Genomic DNA, 22,590 nt, shown 5'->3' on the forward strand with positions numbered 1-22,590 from the left:
TATCAGAATAAAAAAACCTTCTGAATTATCAGAAGGTTTTTTGTGAAATTATTCTTCAAAAATGCGTTCTAATTCTGATGTTAAGGTATTTACATTATTAACCATTTTAAGAATAACACCATCGGAATTTATAATAATATGTGTTGGATATTGTTTTACTTTTAATTCTTTAGACATATATCTTTTTTGATCAGGAATTGTAACATATTTAAAAGGTTTCTTTTTTAAGAATTTTTTCAATTTATCTTTTTCATTAAAAGCTAAACTAATAAATTGAATATCTTTATCTTTATAGATATCTACTAAATCATTTAGTTTAGGAAACTCTTCTACACAAACTTTACAGTTAATAAACCACGATTTTAAAACGGTTATGTTTCCTTTACTAACAGCTTTATTATGTGATTTTCCTTCTAAATCAATAAAATCATATTTAGGTAATTTTTTACCTTCCATTTTATAATATTGATTTGCCATATGAGCTTTTCTAGTAATCGCTTTTTTTATTTTTTCATTAACAGGTTCTTTAATCGTTGTTAATTTATATTCAATATTTTTGTCTTTTTTAGATTTGATAACAACATAAGCACCTGTTCGTAATAACGTCAAAAACATTCCTTTTTCGATAAGGTTTCCTTCGCTATCAATAGGATTAAAGGTTGCCATTAAATCGACATTTTCTTTCATATACGTTTTCCAATTATCAAAGCTATCTTGCATATTATTTAGATTTATAACTTTTTTGGCATCCGTTGTTACTTCATTTTTTATTGATTTTTTAATGTCTTTTGTTGTTTTATTATTTTCTGTAGTTGTATTTAAAAAGGTATTTAATATAAACAAGGACAAAGCTGAACCGATTATAATAGACAACAATATTGGGAGGATATTTTTCATTCTTTTTCAGAGGTTTTTTTTAAAAATAAAGTTGATAATACTAATATAGTCTTTTTTATTTGGTTGTTTTAATAATGAAATAAAATAAAAAAAGCACCAAGTAAAACTTGATGCTTTTTTTATTTAAAATATTTTGTATTAAAGTTGAACTCTCCAACCGTAAGGATCTTCTACTTTATTTGTTTGTATATCTGTAATATATTTCTTCAAGCTAGTTGCATACCCATCAGTTATTTTAGGTAATTCGTAGTCTTCATTTTTATATCCAAAACCAGAAATAGGTGAAATAACAGCAGCTGTTCCTGCACCAAACATTTCTTTTAAAGAACCATTTTTAGATGCTTCTACAACTTCACTAACTGTAATTTGACGAACTTCTACAGTAATATTTTTATCCTCAGCAATTTGAAGAATACTTTTACGAGTAATACCATCTAAAATTCTATCACTAGTAGGGCTTGTAATTAAAGTATCGTTAATTCTGATAAAAATATTCATTGCACCAGCCTCTTCAATATACTCATGTGTATTATCATCAGTCCAAATTACTTGCTGATATCCTTTATCAGTAGCTAATTTTGTTGGATAAAATTGAGCTGCATAGTTTCCACCAGCTTTTGCAAAACCAACACCACCATTGGCAGCACGGGCATATTTTTCTTCAATTAAAACTTTTATATCTCCTGAAAAGTATGCGCCAGAAGGAGCAGCACAAATAATCAATTTATACTCATCAGCAGGAGATGCATGAAAACCTTCTCCTGAAGCAAACATAAAAGGACGAATATATAATGAACTTCCTTCTTTAGTAGGAATCCATTTGTTGTCAATTTCTAATAATTTTTCTAAACCATCCATAAACAAATCTTCTGGAATTTGAGGTATTACCAAACGTTCCGCAGATTTATTTAAACGCTTACAATTGTCTAAAGGACGAAATAATAATGTATTATCATTTTCATCTTTATAAGCTTTCATTCCTTCAAAAATAGATTGTCCGTAATGGAATATTTTTGCAGAAGGATTTAATGAAATTTCTGCATAAGGTTGAATAGAAGGATTACTCCATTTTCCATCAATATAATCACAGACAAACATATGGTCTGAAAAGATACTACCAAATGTTAAATTGTTAAAGTCTACTGTATCAATCTTTGATTTTTCTACAAGTTCAACGCGAATATTAGATTTCATAAAAAAGGTATGTGTTTATGTAGGCAAAAATACAAAAATAGTATGTCATTTAACAATAAACAGAAATGACATTATTAAAAATAACATATATTTGACACCATTATTTTTTTAGGAGTCATTTTTTTGTATCTTAATCAGAAGATAAATACATCTCTTTTTTACTTAAAAGAGTATTCATAAAATAAATTTTTTATTATCAAAAGAGAAATAATTATTACGTCTGATGGTTCTACAACTATCCATTTACCTGATTGGAATGAGCAATATCATTCTAAACACGGAGCAATACAAGAAGCATATCACGTTTTTATAAAAAGCGGATTAGCATTGCAAAAAAAAGAAGAAATTTCAATTTTAGAAATAGGCTTTGGAACTGGTTTAAATTGTTTTATTACTTTTTTAGAAAGAAAATCTGAAAGTATTAAAAAGATTAATTATGTTGGAGTAGAAGCGTATCCTGTAATAAATGAAGAAGTAGCAAAATTAAATTATGTTGCAGAATTAAAAGCAGAAAAACAGCAAACTATTTTTGATAATATGCATGGTTTTTCTTGGGATAAAAAGCACGAAATTACAGCCGATTTTAGTTTAACCAAGCGTCAACAATTTTTTAAAGATATTGATGATAAAAATCAATTTGATTTAATATATTTTGATGCTTTTGCTGCTGAACATCAGCCCGATTTATGGACGGAAGCTATTTTCAAAAGTATGTTTGAAGCTTTACAAGATAACGGAATTTTAGTTACTTATTGTGCAAAAGGAAGTGTGCGTCGTGCTATGCAAGCCGTTGGATTTACAGTTGAACGTTTGGCAGGTCCTCCAGGAAAAAGAGAAATGCTTCGAGCTACAAAAAGAACGGAGGAATTAAAATAGTTAATAAAAATAATATTTTAAAAAGTAATGGAATTTAAAAGACGTTTTGGTAATCGTAAAAAAACAGAACCTAAAAAAGGATTATATTTAGTAGTGGTACTTATTGTTATTTTGTACTTGTTTTTTAATGCAGATAAAATAATCGGAAGATTTTTATAGATGAAGCCATTTCAATTTAAAGAGTTTTCGGTAGCTCAAGACAAAACAGCCATGAAAATTGGTACAGATGCCGTTTTATTAGGAGCTTGGTGTTCTTTAGGTGAATATCCCGATACACTTTTAGATATCGGTTCAGGTACAGGTGTTATTTCATTGATGTTAGCACAGCGTAGCGATGCCATGACAGTTGATGCTGTTGAAATTGATCCAGATGCTTACGAGCAAACGGTTGCTAATTTTGAGCAATCTCCTTGGGGAGATAGATTATTTTGTTATAACAGTTCTTTTTCTGATTTTGCTGAAGAAATAGCCGAAGAAGAAGAGCAATATGATGTAATAGTTTCAAATCCGCCATTTTATACAGATACTTACGAAACAACAAACGAAGCTAGAAATAAAGCTCGTTTTACTTCTTCATTATCTTTTGAAGATTTAATAAAAGGTACTGCCGAAATTTTATCAGAAAACGGAATTTTCTCTGTTATTATTCCTTTTAAAGAAGAAGTTGATTTTATCAATTTAGCAAAAACCTATAATTTATTTTTAAATAAAGTTTGTCATGTAAAAGGAAATGAAGTTTCTGAAATAAAAAGAAGTTTATTGGCATTTTCTTTTAATGAAAAAGTAATTAAAAAAGATGTTTTAATTATAGAAAAAGAAAGGCACCAGTATACTGATGCCTATATAAACCTTACAAAAGATTTTTATTTGAAAATGTAAAATATATATTATTCTTTAGCACTGTAATCAAATTCGGTACTTAAAAATTTATCAGCTATTTCATTAAATGTTTTTGCATTATTACGAGGTATTCCGTGATTAGAACCAGGCATTATACATAGTTGTGCTTTAGGTAAATTATTAAATATTTCAACAGCATGTTCGTTTTTAATAATATCTCTATCTCCAACGGTAATTAATACAGGCGCACTAATTTTTTTTAAATCAGCATGACTTATATCTGGCTGATTTAGTAATAATTTATCTAACTGTAATTCTTTTTCCCAGTTTTTAGAGGTATCACCTTTTTTAATCATAGTTATTGTTTCTGAGTGCATTTCTCTAACTTGGTCAATTGCCCAACTATTAACAGCAGTAGTATCTAGTCTTAAATTGACACCCATTGTAACTATTTTTTTGATTTTAGTTTTATTGTTGATACCCATTTTTAAGCCAACAATTCCGCCATCACTCCATCCAAGGATATTTATAGAGTCTAGTTTTAAATGTTTTATAAGTCCATCTAAATCTTTAGCCATTAAGCTGTATGTTAAGTTTTTTGTTTTTAATTCAGATTTCCCTTGACCTCTACTATCTACAGCAATTACTCTAAATTTATCTTTAAAATAATCAATTTGATATTCCATCGCTTTAATATCAGCACCACAATTATGAATTATTAATAAAGGTTCGCCTTCTCCATATTCTTCAAAATAAATTTTAGCTTTATTTATTTTTACATATTTTCCAACTTCTTTATTGTTTCCGTAAGGAGTTTTAAATTGAGCTTGAGTATTGATATTGCTCATTAAAAAAATAAAAAAAGGTAAAATAAGTTTTAGTAATGTTGTTTTTTTCATAGTAGTTTTTTATCTTATTATTGTTGGTTAGATTATTAATAAAATATAGTTTTTTTTGTTAAATCTATTTAGCAATGCAATAATAAAAGGAAATAGGTTAATAATCAAACTATATTTATTCTTTAAATTTTTCACTATTTAGTTATCAATATTAAAAAGCACCTGTAATTTTACAGACTATTTGTAAATGATGGTATCTTTGCGGTTCATTTATATTTATGGCTATCAACACACTTTTAATAACACCACCTTTTACACAATTAAATACGGCATATCCTGCAACGGCATACATTAAAGGATTTTTAAATTCTAAAGATGCAAATGCAACGCAAATGGATTTAAGCATCGAGCTATTTACAGCTATTTTTACGAAAGAGTTTATAGATGCTATTTTTAAGCAGGCTGAAATGCTTGGTAATGCTAATTTTCCGCTAGTAGTAAAGCAGAAAGAAGCATATATAAATAAAGTAGATACTGTTATGAATTACTTGCGAGTGCAAGAAGTTACTGCAGCTTATCAAATAGTACATAAAGATTTTTTGCCTCACGGACACAGGCGTATAAAATTAGCTAAAGATTTAACAACCGAATTTGGGAAATTAGGAATTTTAGATAAAGCCAAACATATTGCAACTTTATTTATAGAGGAATTAGGTGATTTTATAAATGCAAATGTAGATGAGTTTTTTTCATTTACACGTTATGCTGAACAATTAGGAAGATCGGCTTCTAGTTTTGATATTATTGATGAGTTTCTTGAATATGAAACAACATTAATAGAAGATGAAATGTTATATCTTTTAGAAGAAAAAATAAAAGAAGAATCGTATGATTTAATTTGTTTTACTGTGCCATTTCCAGGAAATTTATTTTCCGCTTTGCGATGTGCTCAATTTATAAAACAACAATATCCAAAGATAAAAATAGCCATGGGTGGCGGTTATTGTAATACAGAATTAAGGCGTTTATCTGATCCAAGAATTTTTAATTTTGTAGATTTTATTACTTTGGATGATGGTGAAGCTCCATTATTAAAAATAACAGAATTTTTAGATGGAAAAATAACAGAACAAGCTTTAGAAAGAACTTATATCTGTAAAAATAATGAGGTTATTTATGCAAATAAAATTCCCAATACTATATTTCATCATAAAAACTTACCTGCGCCGAGTTATATCGGCTTGCCGACAAATAAATATTTATCGTTTTTAGATGTAATGAATCCGATGCACAGAATGTGGTCGGATGGTAAATGGAATAAACTAACTATTTCGCACGGATGTTATTGGAAACAATGTTCTTTTTGTGATGTTACATTAGATTATATCAGTAATTATGAAAATACAACTGCTGATGATTTAGTTAATAAAATTGAAAAAATAATATCAGAAACAGGTGTTACAGGTTTTCATTTTGTTGATGAAGCTGCTCCGCCAAAAATGTTAAGAGCTTTAGCTAATAAATTATTAGAAAGAAAAGTATATATTACATGGTGGACAAATATTCGTTTTGAAAAAACTTTTACTCCCGAACTTTGTTCTTTGTTATCAAAATCAGGATGTATTGCCGTAACAGGAGGTTTAGAAGTTGCTTCTGACAGATTGCTTGCTAGAATGAAAAAAGGTGTAGATATTGGACAAGTAGCAAGAGTAACCAAAGCTTTTTCTGATGAAAATATTATGGTTCATGCTTACTTAATGTTTGGATTTCCTACCGAAACCGATCAAGAAACTATTGATTCTTTAGAAGTTGTACGTCAGTTATTTCAACATAATTGTATTCAATCTGCTTTTTGGCATATGTTTGCTTGTACGAGTCATAGCCCTGTAGGAAAAGATCCTGATGCTTTTGAAATTAAAATTACAGGTCCAGAATTTAAAGGATTTGCAGAGAACGATTTATATCATGAAGATCCAACAGGAGCAGAGCATCATTTGTATAGTCAAGGATTAAATTCGGCATTAAATAATTATTTGAATAATAAAGGTTTTGAAATTCCTTTACAAGATTATTTTGATTTTAAAGTGCCAAAAACAATGCAAGAATCTAATTTAATTGAAGCTTTTTTAAAATCATAAAGTTGATAAACTTATTAAAATAAAATTAAAAAAAAATCATTTTACTTTTTACAGTAAAATGATTTTTTTAAGATAGATAGTATTAACTTTATTCTTTAGAATCTTTTATTTCGATAAAAGAATCAATATTATCATAAATAGGAGGAATTATTTCTTTCCCAGATTTATCAATAAAACCATATTTGATGTTATCAATAGAAACTCTAGCCCAACCTTTTCTATATTTATCAAACTGATCTATTTCGGTATATTTTATTCTAACAATTGTATTTCCTTTTTTATTAATAAAACCAAATTTATCTTTAATTTTAACTAAAGCCCAACCTCTTCTATATAGGTCAAAATTATAAATTTCGTCAAACTTGGTATTTATTACTTTTTGACCACTATTATCAATAAATCCTAACTTATTTTCTTCTTTTATCAGCGCCCATTTTTTTTGATAGAGACCAAATTCACCAATAGAATCATAAACTGCTTCTACAATTTCTTTACCAAATTTATCAATAAACCCAATTTTATTTTTAAGGTTTACTTTAGCCCATCCTTTTCTTACTTTATTATATGGTTCAATACTATTGTATTTTGTAGGTGTAATTTCTAAACCTTTATTATTTACGACACCATAAAGATCTTGATTTTTGACAATAAAAAAATTTTGAGCATTTGCGTAAAAACTTGAAACAATAATAAAAGCTAGTGTTAATTTTAATTTCATTAATTTATAATTAAGGGATTTTAATCTTCAAATATAGTCTGATTTAATATAAAAATCAGTTTTTTAATATTTAAAAATTATTAAGTGTATGTTATATTTTTACTAGTTGTTTTAAAAGAATTTACGATTTTATATATCAAAAAAGACATCATTTCTATTGATGTCTTTAATGTGTTTGTATAATTTAAGGCTAAAATTATTCTTTTATAGTATTCGGGTTGTATCCTAAGTAAGGAGTTTCTTTTTCTACAAAGGTAATTCCGTATTCTTCTAGTTCTTTTAGAATAGGTTCATAAACTTCTTTTAAAATAGGTAATTGTACTCCAGGCGTAGTAATATCACCATTTAAAATACGTAAAGTTGCCATTGCTACAGGTAATCCTACCGTTTTTGCCATAGCAGTATAAGTTTGGTCATCACCTTTAATAACCATACTACTTTCTATTTGATGTTTTTCATTGTTATATTCGTACCCAAATTTATGATGCATAACAATCATATCTTTATCATCAGCTTCAAGTGTCCATTTTTCAGAAAGTATTTTTTGAAGCATTTGAGCAGGCGTTGCATTTTTTAAACCTGTTTTTTTAGTTGGATTAAAAATATCTAATTCTAAAAATTTATCCCACATCATATCATCTTGCTGTATATTTAGATAAGATCTAAATTTCAATTCTACAGAATCGGTAGGTGAGTAGGCTAAAAATAAATTGGTAAAATCACGATAACTTAAATTTTCAGAATTTTCAATAGTGTATGAATCATCTGTCATTCCTAATTGAACAAATACATTCCATGCTCTAGAAAAACCAACTTTTCTAATTGTTCCTCTATACATAGTTGGTATGTTGTCTAAATTATACATACTTCTGTATTTTAAAGAATCACGATTTGCATATCCTTCAAATTTACCATAACCATCAATAGTTAAAAATTCAGTTCTTCTAAAAAGTTTGTGATACGGAATATATTTATAGGTATTTTCCTGAATAAACATAGCAGCCCCGCCTTGACCTGCTAAAACAACATTCCTAGGATTCCAAGTAAACTTATAATTCCATAAATTTGTATCACTTTCAGGGGCAACTAATCCACCTGTAAACGATTCAAAAAGTAACATTTTAGCACCTTGATCATGAATTTTATCGATAATTTGCATTGCGCTCATGTGATCGATTCCTGGATCTAAACCAATTTCGTTCATAAATACCAAACCTTTTGCTTTTACATCAGCATCTAAGGCTTTCATTTCATCAGAAATATAAGAAGCCGTTACCATGTGTTTTGTGTAGGTAATACAATCTTTTGCTACTTCTATATGAAAACGAGCAGGTAGCATTGAAATAACGATATCAGCATTTTTAATTGCAGTAATACGTTCATCTGTATTAAAAACATCTAATTGTATTGCCGTCGCATTTTTATGATTATCAATAATTGCTTCTGCATTTTTAAGCGAAACATCACCAATTGTTATTTGTAGATTTTCTGCTGTTGATTTATCTAATAAATATTTTATAAGAGATGAACAAGATCTACCAGCGCCAATAATTAATATTTTTCTCATATATAATGTACTTTTGTTATCTTTTCTATTTGAAGCGACAATATCGTTAAAATAAAGTTTAAAATTAAACAAAACCATTAAGAATGTATAAAAATTTAACAATTGCATCTGTTTTAGGAGTTATTGCAGTAATTTTAGGAGCTTTTGGAGCGCATGCTTTAAAAGGAAAATTAAGTGCAGATGCCTTACAAAGTTTTGAAACTGCAGTAAGGTATCAGTTTTTACATGTCTTGGTATTACTTTTTGTAAATACGTTTAAAGAGTTTAATATTAAGCAAAAAAATAGCATTAGTTTGCTATTAATATTAGGAATATTGCTTTTTTCAGGTTCAATTTATGCAATATACTTATTTGAAGTGCCAGTTAAATCAATTTGGTTTATTACTCCTTTAGGTGGTGTTTTACTAATAATAGCTTGGGTTTTAATGACTTTTCATTTTGTGAAAAAGGCTCTTAAATCAGAATAATAATTGATAAAGTTTTTCAATGATTAATCAGTTTAGCCAAAAAGGACTATTTTTGTATCAACTTAACACAACTAAATTATTTTAAGATGACAAATCTTGATGCAAAAACGATATCGATAGAAAACTTAGGAATTAAGGATGCTACGGTTCGTTATCAATTAACATCAGACGAATTACACGATATAACTATTGAAAAAGAACAAGGAGAAAACACTAGTTCTGGAGCATTAGCTGTAAAAACAGGAGAATTTACTGGACGTTCACCAATGGATCGTTTTATCGTTAAAGACGATATTACTAAAGATGAAATTTGGTGGGGAGATATAAATCTACCTTTCGATTCAGCAAAATTTGACAAACTTTATGATAAAGTAACTAATTATCTTTCAGAAAAAGAAGTTTTTGTACGTGATAGCTATGCATGTGCAGATGAAGATTATAAGTTAAATATTAGAGTAGTAAACGAATATCCTTGGAGTAACATGTTTGCTTATAACATGTTTTTACGCCCAACTGCAGAACAATTAAAAGGTTTTTCTCCAGAATGGACTGTAATTAATGCACCAGGTTTTATGGCAGATCCTGAGGTTGACGGAACACGTCAGCACAATTTTGCTATTTTAAACTTCGAGAAAAAAATTGCTTTAATTGGTGGAACTGGTTATACTGGTGAAATTAAAAAAGGAATTTTTTCTGCTTTAAACTTTATCTTACCTGTGTTTAAAAACACGTTACCAATGCACTGTTCTGCAAATGTTGGTAAAGAAGGTGATACTGCTATTTTCTTCGGATTATCAGGAACTGGAAAAACAACCTTATCTACAGATCCTAATCGTAGTTTGATTGGTGATGATGAACATGGTTGGACTTCAGAAAATACTGTATTTAACTTTGAAGGTGGTTGTTACGCTAAAGTAATTGATTTATCTAAAGATAAAGAGCCAGAAATTTATGCAGCTATTAAAAGAGGAGCAATTCTTGAAAATATAGTTACAGATGCTAAAGGTGATGTAGATTTTAATGATACATCTATTACACAAAATACACGTGTAAGTTACCCAATACATCATATTGAAAATATTCAAACACCATCAACAGGTAAAAACCCTAAGAATATATTTTTCTTAACGGCTGATGCTTTTGGTGTATTGCCTCCAATATCTAAATTAACACCAGGTCAGGCAGCATATCACTTTATTTCAGGTTATACAGCTAAAGTTGCTGGTACTGAAGCAGGTGTTACTGAGCCATTACCAAGTTTTTCTGCTTGTTTCGGAGCGCCATTTATGCCATTACACCCAACTCGTTATGCAGAAATGTTAAGCGAAAAAATGAAAGCATCTGATGTAAACGTTTGGTTGATAAACACTGGATGGACTGCAGGTCCTTACGGAGTTGGTCATAGAATGAAACTTAAATACACTCGTGCTATGATTAATGCAGCATTAAACGGTGAATTAGGTGAAATGAATAATGAAAACTATCATGTACATTCTGTATTTGGTTTAGCACAACCAAGACAATGTCCTGGAGTTCCTGCTGAATTATTAAGCCAACGTAAAGCTTGGGATAATGATGAAGAATATTATAAAACAGCACACAAATTAGCAGATTCATTTAGAGCTAACTTCAAACAGTTTGAAGAAAATGCAAATGATGAAATTTTAGCAGGTGGACCACCAACTGTTAAATAATAAGCAATAAAATAATATATAAAAGCATCCGAAAGGATGCTTTTTTTATGCCTAAATACCACCTATTTTTGTTACTTTAAAATAACTAGTATGATTGTAAAAGGAAATATTGTAGATATAGAAAATAAACGAATTTATAAAGGAGCTGTTGAGGTTGAAAACGGAAAAATAAAAAATATTATAGAAGTAAATCATTCTATAGAAAATTATATTTTACCTGGTTTTGTAGATGCTCATATTCATATTGAAAGCTCGATGTTAGTTCCTTCTGAATTTGCAAAAATTGCAGTGACACATGGTACAGTTGCAACAGTTTCTGATCCGCATGAAATAGCAAATGTATTAGGTGTAAAAGGTGTTAATTTTATGATTGAAAACGGAAAAAAAGTTCCGTTTAAATTTAATTTTGGAGCGCCAAGTTGTGTACCAGCAACATCTTTTGAAAGTGCTGGTGCTGTTATTAATTCAGAAGATATTAAATTGATGATGGAAAATCCAGATATCAAATATTTAGCTGAAATGATGAATTATCCAGGCGTGTTATTTGACGATGCTGAGGTTTTGAAAAAAATTCAACATGCAAAAAATAATAACAAACCCATCGACGGACACGCTCCAGCTTTGCGAGGCGATGATATTTCAAAATATATTTCAGCAGGAATTTCAACAGACCATGAGTGTTTTACCTATGATGAAGCTTTAGAAAAACTTCAAAAAGGAATGAAAGTAATTATTAGAGAAGGAAGTGCAGCTAAAAACTTTGATGCTTTAATTGATTTATTACCAAATCATTTTGATAATATGATGTTTTGTTCTGATGATAAACATCCTGATGATTTATTAGTAGGACATATAAATGAATTGTGTGAACGTGCCGTTTCAAAAGGAATTGATGTTTTTAAAGTATTGAAAGCAGCTTGTGTAAATCCTGTAAAACATTATAATTTAGATGTTGGTTTATTGCAAAAAGGTGATGATGCCGATTTTATTGTAGTCGAAAATTTAGAGCAATTTAAAGTATTACAAACGTATATAAATGGCGAGTTAGTTGCTGAAAATGGAAAATCGTTTGTAAAATCAGTAGCTTTTGAGGTATTGAATAATTTTAATACTGATAAAAAAAGTATTGCTGATTTTGAGTTTAAATCATCCGCAGAAAAAATTAAAGTTATTGAAGCCTTAGATGGCGAATTGGTAACCAATCAAATTGAAGCAAATTCGTTAATTAAAGATGGGAATTTAGTTTCAAATACTCAAAATGATGTGTTAAAAATGACGGTTGTAAATCGTTATAAAAATGCCAAACCATCAATAGCATTTATAAAAAACTTCGGATTAAAAGAAGGAGCAATTGCAAGTTCTGTTGGTCATGATTCTCATAATATTATTGCTATCGGTGTTTCTGATGAAGCAATTTGCAAGGCAGTAAATTTATTAATTGAAAATAAAGGCGGAATTTGTGCAGTAACAACATCCGAAGAAAAAATAGTTTCCTTGCCTGTAGCAGGAATTATGTCTGATAAATCGGCAATAGAAATTGGAAAATCTTACGCTGAATTAGATGCGATGGCAAAACAAATGGGAAGTAAATTAAGAGCGCCTTATATGAGTTTATCGTTTATGGCATTATTGGTTATTCCATCGTTAAAACTATCGGATAAAGGGTTGTTTGATGGAAATACATTTCAATTTACATCATTAGAAGTTGGATAAATTTTCCCGTAGAGATGCGATTTATCGCGTCTGCAACAACACTGCAAGAATAAATAGCAACAATAATATAGCGTAGATAGGCATAAATAAGCTGAATGAGAGACGCGATAAATCGCGTCTGTACCCTAGTAATAATTGATTAGTTTTGTATTTGCAGAAATTGCCATAAAATTTGAAGACAGAAAAAATAATATTAGGAGTTGACCCAGGTACAAGTATCATGGGGTTTGGGATTATAAAAGTTGTAGGAAAAAAAATGGAATTTGTTCAGATGAATGAGTTGATTTTAAAAAAATACGATAATCATTATATAAAATTAAAGCTGATTTTTGAACGAACTATTGAATTAATAGATACGTATCATCCTGATGAAATTGCTTTAGAAGCACCTTTTTTTGGTAAAAATGTACAATCGATGTTAAAGTTAGGACGTGCGCAAGGTGTAGCGATGGCGGCAGCATTATCACGAGATATTCCCGTTACAGAATATGCGCCTTTGAAAATAAAAATGGCAATTACAGGAAGCGGAAAAGCAAGTAAAGAGCAAGTTGCTTTAATGTTAAAATCGCTATTAAATTTAAAAACATTACCAAAAAATCTAGATGCTACCGATGGTTTAGCCGCTGCGGTTTGTCATCATTATAATTCAGGGAAAGTTATTGGCGGTAAAAATTATACAGGCTGGGCATCGTTTGTGAGTCAGAATGAAAAACGTGTTAAAAAGTAATTAAATTATGATTAGTAATTCCCCGATTTCAAAAAATAACGGAATAGACCTTTTTAATTTTGAACATTATGCTAAAAAGGTTCAAAAGATAATTCAAAATAATTCCAATAATTCTGAGCCTTTAACTATCGGGATTTATGGAAAATGGGGAGAAGGTAAAACATCTTTTTTAAATTTAATTGACAAGGGAATTGATTCAGGAGAAAAAGAAAAAGGACAAAAAGGTATTTTAAAATATCATTTTAATCCTTGGAGATATAGCACCGAAGAAGAAATGCTATTTGATTTTTTTGATGGACTTTCTAAATTGATGTTTGTAAATACAGAAAATGAAACACTTCAAAAAGTAGGAGAACAGCTTATAAAATACAGTAAATATGCTAAGGCGATTAAAGTTTCTGCTTCTGCGGGATTAAGTCCTTCAAATAAAGTTAGTGCTACTTTAGATATAAGTGAAATTATGAAATCTTTAGGTGAAGGTTTTATAGGAGAAAAGCCAGTTTTAGAAGTAATAATAGATAATATCAATAAAAAACTAGAGGAATCTAAATATAAAATAGTCATATTTATTGATGATATTGACCGTCTTGATAAAGATGAAATATATACTATTTTAAAGTTGATAAAATTAAATGCGAATTTTAATAATTTTGTATATATCGTTGCTTTAGATGAAAATCATGTTGCAAAAGCAATAGGGAAACGTTATGGTGTAGACACGAAAGATGGAGAATTATTTTTAGAGAAAATTATTAATATTCCAATTCATTTACCAAAAATTGAATCAGCAGATTTTAAATATTTTTTTAAGATAAAACTTGGAGAAATAATCAATAATTTGGGTTTTTCTAATAGAGTAGAAGAAATTAAGGATATAAGTTATATTCATGCATCTGAGTATTTTAATAACGGTAGAGAAATAATACGAGTTCTTAATAGTTTTTTTGTAAGTGCTTTTGCTATTGGGGAAGAAGTTAATCTAAGAGATTTATTTTGGATTGAATATTTGAAGGTAAAATATACAGATGTTTTTGATGTTATAAAAAAATATAATTCATCTAATATAGAAGAATTAATTACTAATAGTACTATAATTAAGTATTTTACAAGTATTTTAAATAAAGATGAAATATTTAATGAGCATTCTAATAAAATTGTACAAGGATTATTTCCAGAGTATAAAGATTCTAAATCGAAAATGGAATATAATAAGGGTAAAAATCTTATTGAAATTTCAAATTTTAATTTAAAAATTAATCACCCTAATCATTTTGATAAATATTTTTCTTATCACATGGAAAGAAAATTTTCTAACGTGAAAAATCAAGAAATACTTCAAAATATAATTGATAAAAATGAAGTCGAGTTAAAAGTAAATCTTATTGATTTAAGAGATAAGGATGATTTAGAAGTTCATCGTTTTTACAGTGTTATTGAGGATTTTATTAATGATGAAAATATAAATTACCTGTTTTTTTATGACTTTTTATTTTCAAATTTAGATATAATACCCGAAAGTGAAAAGGATTATTTTGGGTTGACTTATAAACTAAGAGTCATAGAGCTAATCGCATCTAATTTAGATAAAAGTAGTATTGATAAAGAGAAAATAATACAATTAGCGAAAAAACTAACTATTCATCAATTATGTTATTTTACTAGAACCATAAATTTAAAAATTGATGTTAGAAAACAATTAGATAGATTAATTGTAAGCAAAGCAAAAGAAGAATATATAAATAAACCTACTCCTTTCTTTAATGATTTAACAAAAGAACATTCACATTATAAAATGATTATGTCTTTATGGAAAGAATATGATGAAAATTCATTTGAAAAATATATTGACAATCAAACCAATAATTTTGATAATATATTGAAATTGATAAGGAATTTCCCTGGTTTTTGGAACAATGAATATTTTGGAGATTTAGAAGGAACTAATTATAATTACATGAAAAAAATTATAGATGTTGATGTGATTTATCAAAAAATTCAAGAAATGAAACCCGAATTAATCAATAAAATAAATATTAAAGATAATATGTCTTTTTCTATTAGCAACAGACCATCAGAAGAAGAAAACGTAGAACAATTTATTTATTGGTATAAAAAAGACAAAAATTTAATAAACTAATTTGGCAGGAATCTACATACATATACCATTTTGTAAGCAAGCATGTTTTTATTGCGATTTTCATTTTTCGACTTCTTTAAAAAAGAAAGACGAACTAATTTCGTGTTTAATAACAGAATTAGAAATCAGAAAAAAAGAATTACAATCAGAAATAATTGAAACTATTTATTTTGGTGGCGGAACTCCTTCGTTATTATCATCCGAAGAAATAACAAGTTTATTAAATGCGATTTATCAGCATTATAAAGTTATCGAAAATCCTGAAATTACGCTAGAGGCAAATCCTGATGATTTATCCGAAGAAAAAATTTTAGAACTCGCAAATTCACCAATTAACCGATTGAGTATTGGCGTGCAATCTTTTTTTGAAGAAGATTTAAAAAGTATGAATCGGGCGCATAATTCAAAAGAAGCAAAAGAATGTTTATCAATAGCAACTCGTTATTTCGATAATATTACGATTGATTTAATTTATGGCGTTCCGAATATGAGTAACCAACGATGGAAAGAAAATTTGCAAATTGCTTTCGATTTTGGCGTAAATCATATTTCGAGTTACGCCTTAACTGTTGAGTCAAAAACAGTGTTAGATAGTTTTGTTAAAAATGGAAAATATCCCGAACCAGATGAAACAGAAGCTAAAGAACATTTTGATATTTTAGTCGCAGAAACCGCTAAAAATGGATTTGTACATTATGAAATATCAAATTTTGGAAAACCAGCTTATTTTTCGAAACATAATACTTCGTATTGGTTGGGTAAAAAATATATCGGAATAGGCCCTTCGGCACATTCGTTTAGTAAAACGCATCGTAGTTGGAATGTTGCCAATAATGCAAAATATATAAAAGAATTAGAAGAAGGAAAGCTTCCGAATGAACAAGAAGAATTATCCGAAGAAGACCAATTTAATGAATATTTAATGACAGGTTTACGAACTATTTGGGGAGTTTCATTAGATGAAATTAAAGCTTCTTTTAAAGAAGAGTTATTAAAATCATCAGAAAAATTTATATCCGAAGGATTATTAATTATTGAAAATAATACTTTAAAAACGACTCCAAAAGGAAAGTTTTTAGCAGATGGTTTGGCATCAGAATTATTTAGAATAAAATAAAAATATGATTGCAGAAATATATCATAATTCAGAAAAATATAAAATAGATTTAGCAAAACCTTTAGATATTTCAATCGCAATTGATGTATCAAAAGAAAGTGTAAATGCTTGGTATATTGATGATCCTGAAATTACACCTGTTAAATTAGATGATTGGGTAGGTAGTGTAGCGCAAGGTGCAGCGGTTAATTTTAATATGATTTCGTTTAATCCACATTCGCACATAACACACACCGAATGTGTGGGGCATATCACTAAAAAAGTGCATTCTATCAATAAGAATTTAAATAAATTTTTCTTTTTGGCTGAAGTGATAAGTATTTATCCGAAGAAATTAGAAAATGGAGATTTAGTAATAACAAAAGAACAATTAGAAAATGTTTTAGATGATAAGAAGAGAGAAGCTGTTATTATTAGAACCTTGCCAAATTCTGATAAAAAAACAATTGCTAGATATTCAAATACGAATCCGCCATATTTGTTAGAAGAAGGTGCTGTTTATCTCAAAGAAAAAAATATTAAGCATTTATTAATTGATTTGCCTTCGGTAGATAAAGAAAAGGATGAGGGTGAATTATTATCTCATAATGCTTTTTGGAATACATCAAAAAATATTCGTTTAGATGCAACGATAACAGAATTTATTTATGTAAAAGATGCTATAAAAGATGGTACTTATCTTTTAAATTTAATGATAGCACCTTTTGAAAATGATGCTACGCCAAGTAAACCTGTTTTGTATAAAATCTTAAATTAGTAGGTAAATTTGTTTTCTGGTAAAAACATAAGCATATAATAATAATAATAATAATAATAATAATAATAAATATTTGTGTTATTTACTTCTTTTTAAGCTTTTTACTATAAATGTTTCTTTTTAGTGATTTCTATTTGTTCAGCGAAATTTACTTTATGTTTCATTTATATTTCAAAGATACTATAAGAACTCAAAAAAATATTAAATATAAGATGAAAGGTACTTTAATGTCTTTAAAATGTGTAAAAGTGTCTTTTTTGTGTTTCAGGTTGCTATTTCTTTTTTTTGTTTAGAATGAATATAAAAATAAACTAAATTATTAATAGATGTAAAAGAGAGTTCTTTTTTTTATAGATTTACAGCTCAATAAAAAAAAACACGACAATTTTTAATACTTATAAACAATGTTGGTTAACCGTAAGATACGGTATAACTCGGGCTGTTTATGTATTATGATTATTTAAGTATAAAATATATCAATTCTAAAAAGTCCGACTTCACAGTCGGACTTTTTATTTTTATATCAAATTCAAAATAAAACTAGAACTTATGAAAAAACTATATTTTAATTATCTAGCTACTTTTAAAGGACTTTCTACCGAAGTTTGGTGGTTAGCTTTAATCACTTTGATAAATAGAGCAGGTACTATGGTTATTCCTTTTTTATCATTGTATTTAACTAAAGATTTAAATTTTAGTTTAAAAGATGTAGGTTGGATTATGAGCTGTTTCGGAGCAGGGTCTGTTATTGGATCTTGGTTAGGTGGTAAATTAACTGATAAAATAGGATTTTATAAAGTGATGAAAGTTAGTCTGTTTTTAACAGGTTTATTATTTATTGCTTTACAATTTGTTTCTACTTTTTATGGATTTTGTATTGGTATTTTTTTAGTAATGTTAGTTGCTGACACTTTTCGACCAGCAATGTTTGTTGCTTTAAGTGCATATAGTAAGCCTGAAAATAAAACACGTTCGTTAACTTTAATTCGTTTGGCGATTAATTTAGGTTTTTCAACAGGTCCTGCGGTTGGCGGAATTATTATCACTTCTTTAAGTTATAGCGGATTGTTTTGGGTTGATGGAATTACCTGTCTTTTGGCAACGTTACTATTGGTAAAAGTATTACATCCTAAAAAAGCAAAAATTTTAGATGAAATAAAAATAGAGAACCCTATTTCTGTATTTTCAGATAAAGCTTTTTGGGTATTTTTTGTTGCTATGTTTATTTTCGGATTTGTGTTTTTACAATATTTTTCAACCATACCACTGTATTATAAAGAAGCACATTATTTGTCTGAATTTGAAATAGGTTTGATAATGGGTATGAATGGTTTTTTAATTTTTTTATTAGAAATGCCATTAATTAAATGGTTAGAAGAAAGTAAATATACCAAAGAACGTTTGATGTTTGTCGGTTTATTTTTAACTGGAATAAGTTTTTTAGTATTAAACTTAACAGGATGGGTAGGTATTTTAATTATAGGAATGTTATTTATGACTATTGGCGAAATGATTGCTTTTCCATTTTCAAATGCTTTTGTAATGGAGCGAGCTAAAAAAGGAAAGCAAGGAGAATATATGGCATATTATAGTATTGCATTCTCTTTAGCACATATTTTTGGTCATAATTCAGGTATGCAAATGGTTGATGCCTTAGGATTTGATAAAACATGGTGGATTATCACCTTAATAACAGTTATAGGTTTGTTTTTTTTATTGATGTTAAGTAAGGTTATTAAAAAAGAAAATCTTAAAATTTAAGTGCTGTATTTGTTAGTTCTTGATGAAAATCAGATTATATTGTTTAAAGTAAAGGAGAATGGAAAAAATCCGCCTTAGCAAATTATTTAGCCCAAAAGAAATATTTATATTTGAAGTTTTAAATGACCAACGTAAAAATGAATATACAAGACGCCCAAAAGGAAGTAGATAATTGGATTAAAAATCATGGAGTTCGTTATTTTAACGAATTAACAAACATGGCACAATTAACAGAGGAAGTAGGAGAGGTTGCTCGAATTATTGCTCGTCGTTATGGAGAACAAAGCGAAAAAGAAAGTGATAAAAATAAAGATTTAGGTGAAGAGTTAGCAGACGTTATGTTTGTTGTATTATGTTTGGCAAATCAAACAGGTATTAACTTACAAGATGCTTTTGATAAAAAGTTAGATATAAAAACAAAACGTGATCATGATCGTCATCACAATAACGAAAAATTAAAATAAATGAGTTTTACTAAAAATATACAAAAAGGAAGTTTTTGGATTAATGTACTTAAAGTAAGTGTTCCGTTTTTAGTTTTTGTAACAATATTTTCATTATTAGTAAATAGTGGAGGTGCGTTATTTTCTGGAGATTTTGAAACAGTACATACTATCAATTTTTCGGAAGGTAAATGGAAACGTTTTTGGTTAACAAAAGTAACAGTTAGTACTTTATATGCTATTTATGTAGTAAATAAAAAAACAAAATAAATAGTATTTTTTCAAAATTATATAATAATGAACTTACAACTGACTAGCAGTAGAAATAAATTAATTAATTCAGAAGTAATTATTTCTGGATCAAAAAGTGAATCGAATAGATTGTTAATTTTACAACAATTATTTTCGAATATAAATATTGAAAATTTATCAGATTCAGATGATACACATCATTTACAAGAAGCTTTATCTTCTGATAATGAAATAGCAGATATTGGTCATGCAGGTACTGCAATGCGTTTTTTAACTGCTTTTTTTGCAACTCAACAAGGCGTAACAAAAGTTTTACAAGGGTCTGAGAGAATGCATAATCGTCCTATTAAAATTTTAGTTGATGCACTTCGTGATTTAGGTGCAGATATTGAATATTTAGAAAAAGATGGATATCCTCCAATAAAAATTACAGGTAAAAAAATAGAAAAAGACACTGTTTCTATTGATGGGAATGTAAGTAGTCAATACATTTCTGCTTTAATGTTAATTGCACCTAGTTTAAAAAATGGGTTAGCAATTGATTTAAAAGGTATTGTTACTTCTGTACCATATATTGAAATGACGTTATCTTTATTGCATAAAATAGGTGTTTCGGCTACTTTTATCAAAAATAGTATAAAAATTGAAGCTTTAGAAAATGTTGTACCTCAAAATATAGTTGTTGAATCTGATTGGAGTTCTGCTTCTTATTTTTATTCGTTAATAGCATTGAGTAAAGTAGGTGCTACAGTAGAATTAACAGCTTATAAAAAAGATAGCTTACAAGGAGATAATTGTTTGGCTACTATTTATAAACATTTTGGTGTAACAACTACTTTTAAAGAGAATACGATTGTTTTATCTAAAGAAGAAAAGCATAGTACTGCTATTTTAACAGAAAATTTAAAAAATGCTCCAGATATTGCGCAAACCATTGTTGTTACTTGTTTTGGATTAGGAGTTGCTTGTGACTTAACAGGGCTTCATACCTTAAAAATAAAAGAAACAGATAGGTTAGAGGCATTAAAAGAAGAGTTAATTAAATTAGGTGCTAATATTAGTATTACTAACCAAAGTTTACATTTAAAGGTTGCTAATAGTATCAATAAAAATATTGCAATTACTACATATAATGACCACAGAATGGCAATGGCTTTTGCTCCTTTAGCATTAAAAACTACTATTATTATTTCAGATGCAGAAGTGGTTAGTAAATCGTACCGAAATTTTTGGAAGGATATGCAACAAGTAGGTTTAGAAACGATTAAACAAAAATAAAAGGCAAATCACTTGACAAGGCCTATCTCGAAATTGTATATTTGCCAAGTAAGAAAAAAATATAAATGAAATTATCAAATTTTAGTTTTGAATTACCAGAAGAGTTATTAGCAGAATATCCTTCAGAGCATAGAGATGAAGCACGTTTAATGGTGTTACATAGAGATACTCAAAAAATTGAACATAAATTGTTTAAAGATTTAATCAATTATTTTGATGAAGGAGATGTGCTAATGTTAAATAATACAAAGGTTTTTCCTGCTCGTATGTACGGGAATAAAGAAAAAACTGGTGCTCTTATTGAAGTGTTTTTACTACGTGAACTAAATGCTGAAAACCGTTTGTGGGATGTTTTAGTTGATCCTGCAAGGAAAATCAGAATAGGTAACAAATTGTTCTTCGGAGACGATGAAAGTTTAGTTGCTGAGGTTATTGATAATACAACATCACGTGGTAGAACATTACGTTTTTTATATGATGGACCTTACGAAGAGTTTAGAGAAAAATTAGTAAAGTTAGGTGAAACTCCATTACCTAAGTATATTAAGCGTGAAGTTGAGGCGTCTGATGAAGATCGATACCAAACAATTTTTGCAAAAAATGAAGGTGCAGTAGCAGCTCCTGCAGCAGGATTACATTTCTCTAAACATTTAATGAAACGTTTAGAAATTAAAGGTGTTGATTTTGCCGAAATAACTTTACATATTGGTTTAGGTACTTTCAATCCAGTTGAGGTAGAAGATTTATCGAAACATAAAATGGATTCTGAAAAAATCAAGGTAACTCAAGAAACTGCAGATATGGTAAACAATGCCATAGCAAAGAAGAAAAGAGTTTGTGCCGTTGGTACTACCGTAATGAGAACTGTAGAATCTTCAATTACATCTAAAAGAAAATTAAAAGAATTTGAAGGATGGACAAATAAATTTATCTTTCCTCCATTTGATTTTAGTGTTGCAAATTGTATGGTTACAAATTTTCATTCACCAAAATCTACTTTAATGATGACAGTTTCAGCATTTGCTGGTCATGATTTTATGATGGAAGCTTACCAAGAAGCAATTAAAGAAAAATATAAATTTCACTCGTATGGAGATGCGATGTTAATTTTATAAAAATAGCATAATATTAATAACAAAACCTCACAAGGATACTTGTGAGGTTTTTTGTATTTT

General features: G+C 28.4%; 21 protein-coding genes. 16 read left to right on the forward strand and 5 right to left on the reverse strand.

Going from position 1 to position 22,590, the window contains the following annotated elements; genetic code table 11:
* Nucleotides 1-48: 48 nt before the first annotated feature.
* The gene (locus tag AB0T67_RS09780; protein ID WP_369220146.1) at nucleotides 49-897 is read right to left on the reverse strand and encodes a TlpA family protein disulfide reductase; all 849 of its coding nucleotides are present in this window, start codon (nucleotides 895-897) and stop codon (nucleotides 49-51) included.
* Nucleotides 898-1,035: 138 nt separating this feature from the next.
* A complete protein-coding gene (locus AB0T67_RS09785) occupies nucleotides 1,036-2,091 on the reverse strand; it encodes a branched-chain amino acid aminotransferase (protein ID WP_369220147.1) in 1,056 nt (351 codons plus the stop codon).
* Between the two features lie 195 nt (nucleotides 2,092-2,286).
* On the opposite strand from AB0T67_RS09785, the gene mnmD reads away from it, so the two are divergent.
* Genes mnmD through AB0T67_RS09800 form a run of 3 tightly spaced genes read left to right on the forward strand, consistent with a single transcriptional unit; the run spans nucleotide 2,287 to nucleotide 3,846 of the window.
* On the forward strand, nucleotides 2,287-2,967 hold the full coding sequence (mnmD, locus tag AB0T67_RS09790; protein WP_369220507.1) for a tRNA (5-methylaminomethyl-2-thiouridine)(34)-methyltransferase MnmD: 681 nt from the start codon (nucleotides 2,287-2,289) through the stop codon (nucleotides 2,965-2,967).
* A 27-nt stretch (nucleotides 2,968-2,994) separates the two neighbouring features.
* Nucleotides 2,995-3,126, forward strand: a complete 132-nt coding sequence (locus AB0T67_RS09795) for a hypothetical protein (RefSeq protein ID WP_369220148.1) — start codon at nucleotides 2,995-2,997, stop codon at nucleotides 3,124-3,126.
* Nucleotides 3,127-3,846, forward strand: a complete 720-nt coding sequence (locus tag AB0T67_RS09800; protein ID WP_369220149.1) for a tRNA1(Val) (adenine(37)-N6)-methyltransferase — start codon at nucleotides 3,127-3,129, stop codon at nucleotides 3,844-3,846.
* 8 nt (nucleotides 3,847-3,854) lie between these two features.
* Here AB0T67_RS09800 and AB0T67_RS09805 read toward each other — a convergent pair whose 3' ends face one another.
* Nucleotides 3,855-4,706, reverse strand: coding sequence for an alpha/beta fold hydrolase (locus AB0T67_RS09805; protein ID WP_369220150.1), 852 nt, complete (start codon nucleotides 4,704-4,706; stop codon nucleotides 3,855-3,857).
* Nucleotides 4,707-4,924: 218 nt separating this feature from the next.
* Here AB0T67_RS09805 and AB0T67_RS09810 point away from each other — a divergent pair, with 218 nt between their 5' ends.
* Nucleotides 4,925-6,784 carry a B12-binding domain-containing radical SAM protein gene (locus AB0T67_RS09810; protein ID WP_369220151.1) on the forward strand — a complete coding sequence of 620 codons (1,860 nt, stop codon included), beginning with the start codon at nucleotides 4,925-4,927 and terminating at the stop codon, nucleotides 6,782-6,784.
* Between the two features lie 88 nt (nucleotides 6,785-6,872).
* On the opposite strand, the gene AB0T67_RS09815 is transcribed toward AB0T67_RS09810, so the two are convergent.
* Complete coding sequence (locus AB0T67_RS09815; RefSeq protein WP_369220152.1) at nucleotides 6,873-7,502, reverse strand: WG repeat-containing protein; 630 nt, start codon at nucleotides 7,500-7,502, stop codon at nucleotides 6,873-6,875.
* Nucleotides 7,503-7,698: 196 nt separating this feature from the next.
* The gene (locus tag AB0T67_RS09820) at nucleotides 7,699-9,177 is read right to left on the reverse strand and encodes a saccharopine dehydrogenase family protein (protein WP_369220153.1); all 1,479 of its coding nucleotides are present in this window, start codon (nucleotides 9,175-9,177) and stop codon (nucleotides 7,699-7,701) included.
* On the opposite strand from AB0T67_RS09820, the gene AB0T67_RS09825 reads away from it, so the two are divergent.
* The 12 genes from AB0T67_RS09825 (at nucleotide 9,153) to queA (ending at nucleotide 22,530) form a co-directional block, all read left to right on the forward strand.
* Nucleotides 9,153-9,536, forward strand: a complete 384-nt coding sequence (locus tag AB0T67_RS09825) for a DUF423 domain-containing protein (protein ID WP_369220154.1) — start codon at nucleotides 9,153-9,155, stop codon at nucleotides 9,534-9,536. The two genes, AB0T67_RS09820 and AB0T67_RS09825, sit on opposite strands and share 25 nt — an antisense overlap.
* A gap of 86 nt (nucleotides 9,537-9,622) precedes the next feature.
* Nucleotides 9,623-11,230, forward strand: coding sequence for a phosphoenolpyruvate carboxykinase (ATP) (gene pckA, locus AB0T67_RS09830; RefSeq protein ID WP_369220155.1), 1,608 nt, complete (start codon nucleotides 9,623-9,625; stop codon nucleotides 11,228-11,230).
* 90 nt (nucleotides 11,231-11,320) lie between these two features.
* A complete protein-coding gene (ade, locus tag AB0T67_RS09835; RefSeq protein ID WP_369220156.1) occupies nucleotides 11,321-12,943 on the forward strand; it encodes an adenine deaminase in 1,623 nt (540 codons plus the stop codon).
* A 172-nt stretch (nucleotides 12,944-13,115) separates the two neighbouring features.
* Nucleotides 13,116-13,670, forward strand: coding sequence for a crossover junction endodeoxyribonuclease RuvC (ruvC, locus tag AB0T67_RS09840; protein WP_369220157.1), 555 nt, complete (start codon nucleotides 13,116-13,118; stop codon nucleotides 13,668-13,670).
* A 7-nt stretch (nucleotides 13,671-13,677) separates the two neighbouring features.
* Nucleotides 13,678-15,807: a KAP family P-loop NTPase fold protein gene (locus AB0T67_RS09845; RefSeq protein ID WP_369220158.1), complete on the forward strand. Its 2,130-nt coding sequence runs from the start codon at nucleotides 13,678-13,680 to the stop codon at nucleotides 15,805-15,807.
* Between the two features lies 1 nt (nucleotide 15,808).
* A complete protein-coding gene (gene hemW, locus AB0T67_RS09850) occupies nucleotides 15,809-16,924 on the forward strand; it encodes a radical SAM family heme chaperone HemW (protein WP_369220159.1) in 1,116 nt (371 codons plus the stop codon).
* Between the two features lie 4 nt (nucleotides 16,925-16,928).
* Nucleotides 16,929-17,681, forward strand: coding sequence for a cyclase family protein (locus AB0T67_RS09855; protein ID WP_369220160.1), 753 nt, complete (start codon nucleotides 16,929-16,931; stop codon nucleotides 17,679-17,681).
* A gap of 549 nt (nucleotides 17,682-18,230) precedes the next feature.
* Nucleotides 18,231-19,442 carry an MDR family MFS transporter gene (locus AB0T67_RS09860; RefSeq protein ID WP_369220161.1) on the forward strand — a complete coding sequence of 404 codons (1,212 nt, stop codon included), beginning with the start codon at nucleotides 18,231-18,233 and terminating at the stop codon, nucleotides 19,440-19,442.
* Nucleotides 19,443-19,579: 137 nt separating this feature from the next.
* Nucleotides 19,580-19,906 carry a nucleotide pyrophosphohydrolase gene (locus tag AB0T67_RS09865; protein WP_369220162.1) on the forward strand — a complete coding sequence of 109 codons (327 nt, stop codon included), beginning with the start codon at nucleotides 19,580-19,582 and terminating at the stop codon, nucleotides 19,904-19,906.
* Nucleotides 19,907-20,155, forward strand: coding sequence for a hypothetical protein (locus AB0T67_RS09870; protein WP_369220163.1), 249 nt, complete (start codon nucleotides 19,907-19,909; stop codon nucleotides 20,153-20,155).
* Nucleotides 20,156-20,182: 27 nt separating this feature from the next.
* Nucleotides 20,183-21,415: a 3-phosphoshikimate 1-carboxyvinyltransferase gene (locus tag AB0T67_RS09875; protein ID WP_369220164.1), complete on the forward strand. Its 1,233-nt coding sequence runs from the start codon at nucleotides 20,183-20,185 to the stop codon at nucleotides 21,413-21,415.
* 65 nt (nucleotides 21,416-21,480) lie between these two features.
* Nucleotides 21,481-22,530 carry a tRNA preQ1(34) S-adenosylmethionine ribosyltransferase-isomerase QueA gene (gene queA, locus AB0T67_RS09880; RefSeq protein WP_271230669.1) on the forward strand — a complete coding sequence of 350 codons (1,050 nt, stop codon included), beginning with the start codon at nucleotides 21,481-21,483 and terminating at the stop codon, nucleotides 22,528-22,530.
* The last annotated feature ends 60 nt before the right edge of the window (nucleotides 22,531-22,590 follow it).

This window comes from Tenacibaculum salmonis (genome assembly GCF_041053065.1).
In the GTDB taxonomy this organism is placed as follows: domain Bacteria; phylum Bacteroidota; class Bacteroidia; order Flavobacteriales; family Flavobacteriaceae; genus Polaribacter; species Polaribacter pacificus_A.